Annotated in this window: 4 protein-coding genes; 2 read left to right on the top strand and 2 right to left on the bottom strand. The window is 32.3% G+C overall.

All coding sequences use genetic code 11. From position 1 onward, the window contains the following. Positions 1-1,156, bottom strand: a 1,156-nt coding sequence (locus PHC28_RS17230) for a deoxyribodipyrimidine photo-lyase (protein WP_300103470.1), incomplete at its 3' end; no start/stop codon positions are given. Between the two features lie 189 nt (positions 1,157-1,345). Here PHC28_RS17230 and PHC28_RS17225 point away from each other — a divergent pair. Continuing rightward, positions 1,346-1,954, top strand: coding sequence for a YkgJ family cysteine cluster protein (locus PHC28_RS17225; protein WP_300103468.1), 609 nt, complete (start codon positions 1,346-1,348; stop codon positions 1,952-1,954). Between the two features lie 49 nt (positions 1,955-2,003). Beyond that, positions 2,004-3,056: a hypothetical protein gene (locus PHC28_RS17220; protein WP_300103466.1), complete on the top strand. Its 1,053-nt coding sequence runs from the start codon at positions 2,004-2,006 to the stop codon at positions 3,054-3,056. Between the two features lie 66 nt (positions 3,057-3,122). Here PHC28_RS17220 and PHC28_RS17215 read toward each other — a convergent pair. Further along, on the bottom strand, positions 3,123-3,382 hold a 260-nt coding region (locus PHC28_RS17215), incomplete at its 5' end, for a hypothetical protein (protein ID WP_300103464.1).

The raw sequence follows: 3,382 nt of genomic DNA, 5'->3' as shown, positions 1-3,382 counted from the left end.
ATTGAATTTCCGGATTGAAAACTCGGAAATAAGGTGCGGCATCGCAACCTGTCCCAGCTGCCCATTGCCAGTTTCCAACATTGGAAGCCATTTCATAATCTAATAATTTTTCAGCAAAATAGGCTTCGCCCCACCGCCAATTGATTAATAAATGTTTGCACAAAAAACTCGCCACCACCATTCGAACCCGATTGTGCATATAACCTGTTTCGCTCAATTCTCGCATTCCCGCATCTACCATTGGGTAACCTGTTGTCCCAGAACACCAGCGTTTGAAATCTTCTTCATTATTTCGCCACTCGATTCCGTCATAAGCTGATTTGAAATTATGAGAAACCACTTTTGGATAATGAAAAAGTATTTGCATAAAAAACTCTCTCCAAATCAATTCACTCAAAAAAACTTGGTTTTTATTTGCTGCCCAATTCACTAATTTCCGAATGCTAACGGTTCCAAAACGCAAATGAGGCGAAAGATGCGTCGTGCTATCCAAAGCCAGAAAATCACGGGTTTCTTGATAATTGGCAACGTTTTTCAAATTATGCGGAAGAACTTTTATTGAACTTTCTTCTAAACCTACATCTTCTAAAGTTGGAAAAGTAAAGTTGCTTTTATAGAAATTTAAAAACTTGTCAGTAGTATCATATTCTGCAACTGGAGCCATTGAATTGTATTTCTCCAGCCACTTATTTTTATAAGGCGTGTAAACTGTATAAGGCAAACCATCGGATTTTGTGATTTCCTTTTCTTCAAAAATCACTTGGTCTTTAAATGAAAAATGAGCTGTTTTATTGGTTTCCAATAATTCACAAATAACCGTATCTCTTTTGATGGCTAGAGGTTCATAATCTTTATTGAAGAAAACCTCCTTAACATCAAATTCCTTGAGGATTTCTTGCCAAACTTCTCTGGTCTTTCCTTTTTTTATCAAAAGAGAACATCCTACTTCTTGAAGTTTCTGATTTATTTTAGAAAGAGAGTCGTAGATAAACCCAACTCTAGCATCATTTTTGGGCAAATTATCCAAAATAGATTCATCAAAAATAAACAAGAGAATAACTGGATATTTGGATTTTAAAGCATAAAACAAACCCACGTTATCTTCCAAACGTAAATCTCTACGAAACCAAAATAGTGTTATTCCTTTTGCTGTCATTATTGATTTATATATTCTTGAAATGTACAAAAAAAGTCCAAACCTAAATTTATATCAATATAAATTCAATCCTATTTGTATGCAAAAAAATATTTTATTCTCGCTTATGCGACAAAAACCAATATATACTGTAAATAAACAAATATTATAGCCATAGTAATTTTAATAGCCTACCTTTCACAAAAAATAATGACAATAGAACACAAGGTTCGTTTGGTAGAAGAGTTATTTGACCGTCTTGAAAAAGAAATTGCTGCTTTCAAATCCGAAACTGGTTTGCATTGTCTTACTGGCTGCGGCAAGTGCTGTTCCAAACCCGACATTGATGCATCGCCTTTAGAATTTTTACCTTGGGCATTGCATTTATTTTTGAATGGGAAAGCCGAAGAAGTCTTATTAGAGTTAGACAACTCCTCCATTTCCACTTGTCACATATATCGACCGCTGGCACTTTTAGAAGAATACAACGGAGGTTGCAGCAACTATCGCTATCGCGGATTAATTTGCCGCCTTTTTGGCTATGCCGCCAGCAGAGACAAATATGGCGAACTCCGATTAGCCACCTGCAAAATCATAAAAGAAGACCAACAAGAAAACTACAACAATACCGAAGGAGCCATCAGCAAAGGGCTTTACGTGCCTATTTTTACCGATTATTATATGCAGTTATCCCAAATCGATTATCGACTGGCGACAACGATGCTTCCTATAAACGAAGCCCTAAAAATTGCCATCGAAGAAGTCTTGCATTATTACGCCTACAGACCGTTTCCAGGTGGATTGGAGAATATTGCTTAAAGAAGAGAAAATTTGGATATATTTGAAGTCCTAAATAATCCGTAAGTAAATGAAATCAAAAATAATATTGCTTTTTTTATTATTCTTAAACCTATGTATTTATTCTCAAAAAAAACCAATTGAAAACAACAATAAAGAGATTCTACCTATAGATTTTAATGGCTGTGTAAAAAGTATAGCTATAAAAAGTTTTTCTTTTAATAAAAAAAACGAAACTATTGATACAACCACTATAGCTTATAAAGTATATTTTGCAAAAAATGGAAATATTGCAAAACAAATAAATTTTGACAAATCACTTGATAATGAATGGAAGACAATCGAATATGATGAATTAGAAAGAATTAAAACTATCAAAATCAAAGAAGATGGAAAAACTAGGCTAATTTCAGAACAATTTTTTAATAATTTTTCCAATTACCCAGATTCTACAAATATTTATCACGACGGAAATAAGTATAAAGAAAAATACATTAATCTGTTCAATAAAAAGAATTTAATCAAGCAAGAATATTACGCACAAGACACGCTAAGACATTACAATACCTATATTTACGACAACAAGAACAGGTTAATAAACGATAATTTTTACAATACAAAAAACGGTTTTGGAATAACTCTAGGAAAAAGTATAACTGGGGATAAAGATAAAAAAACACTAAATCCAAACGAGGCCATAATTTATGAATACAAAAAAATAAAAGACACTCTAATAACTATCAAACATCAACCAAAAATTTGGAATGAAATAAAAAAAGAAATAAAATCCAATAATTTCTCATTAGTGATATTAGAAAAATATAGTCGTGATTTTTTAGATAACTCTAGATATACATATAAATCAAAAGATTCTATTTTCGATTGCACGTATTATTACAATGAAAAGAGAGAGATTCGCAGTTTTTACAAAACAATTACAACTCCAACAAGCATAGTTTCAAACTGGAAATCCGATGGCTTTTACAATAATGAAGAAAGAACCGAAACAACATATATTGAGGTTGAATATGATACTTACAATAATTGGATAAGAAAAAAATACTCTAAAGACAATATCACTATATCTCTAATTAAAAGAGAAATTGAATATTATTGTCACTGAAATACTTTACAGAATATTAACAAAAAAAGCCCCAAAACGGGGCTTTTTCAATATCTAAACTCAAGCTTATTTGCTCAAATACATTTTTCTTCTAGAATACAATTCATAAAACTGGTCGTCTTTCAAATCGTCAATAAACAAGATACTTTCTCCGGTAGATTTCATTTCTGGCCCCAAAGCTTTGTTCACATTATGAAACTTGCTGAAAGAGAAAACCGGTTGCTTAATCGCGTATCCTTTTAACTGCGGATTGAATTTGAAATCCGTTACTTTATTCACACCTAACATTACTTTTGTGGCATAATTTACATAAGGTTCTCCGTAAG

The organism is Flavobacterium sp. (assembly GCF_028712645.1).
Classification (GTDB): domain Bacteria; phylum Bacteroidota; class Bacteroidia; order Flavobacteriales; family Flavobacteriaceae; genus Flavobacterium.
The sequence above is the reverse complement of the archived record's forward strand: the minus strand, read 5'-3'. Positions and strand labels throughout refer to the sequence as shown.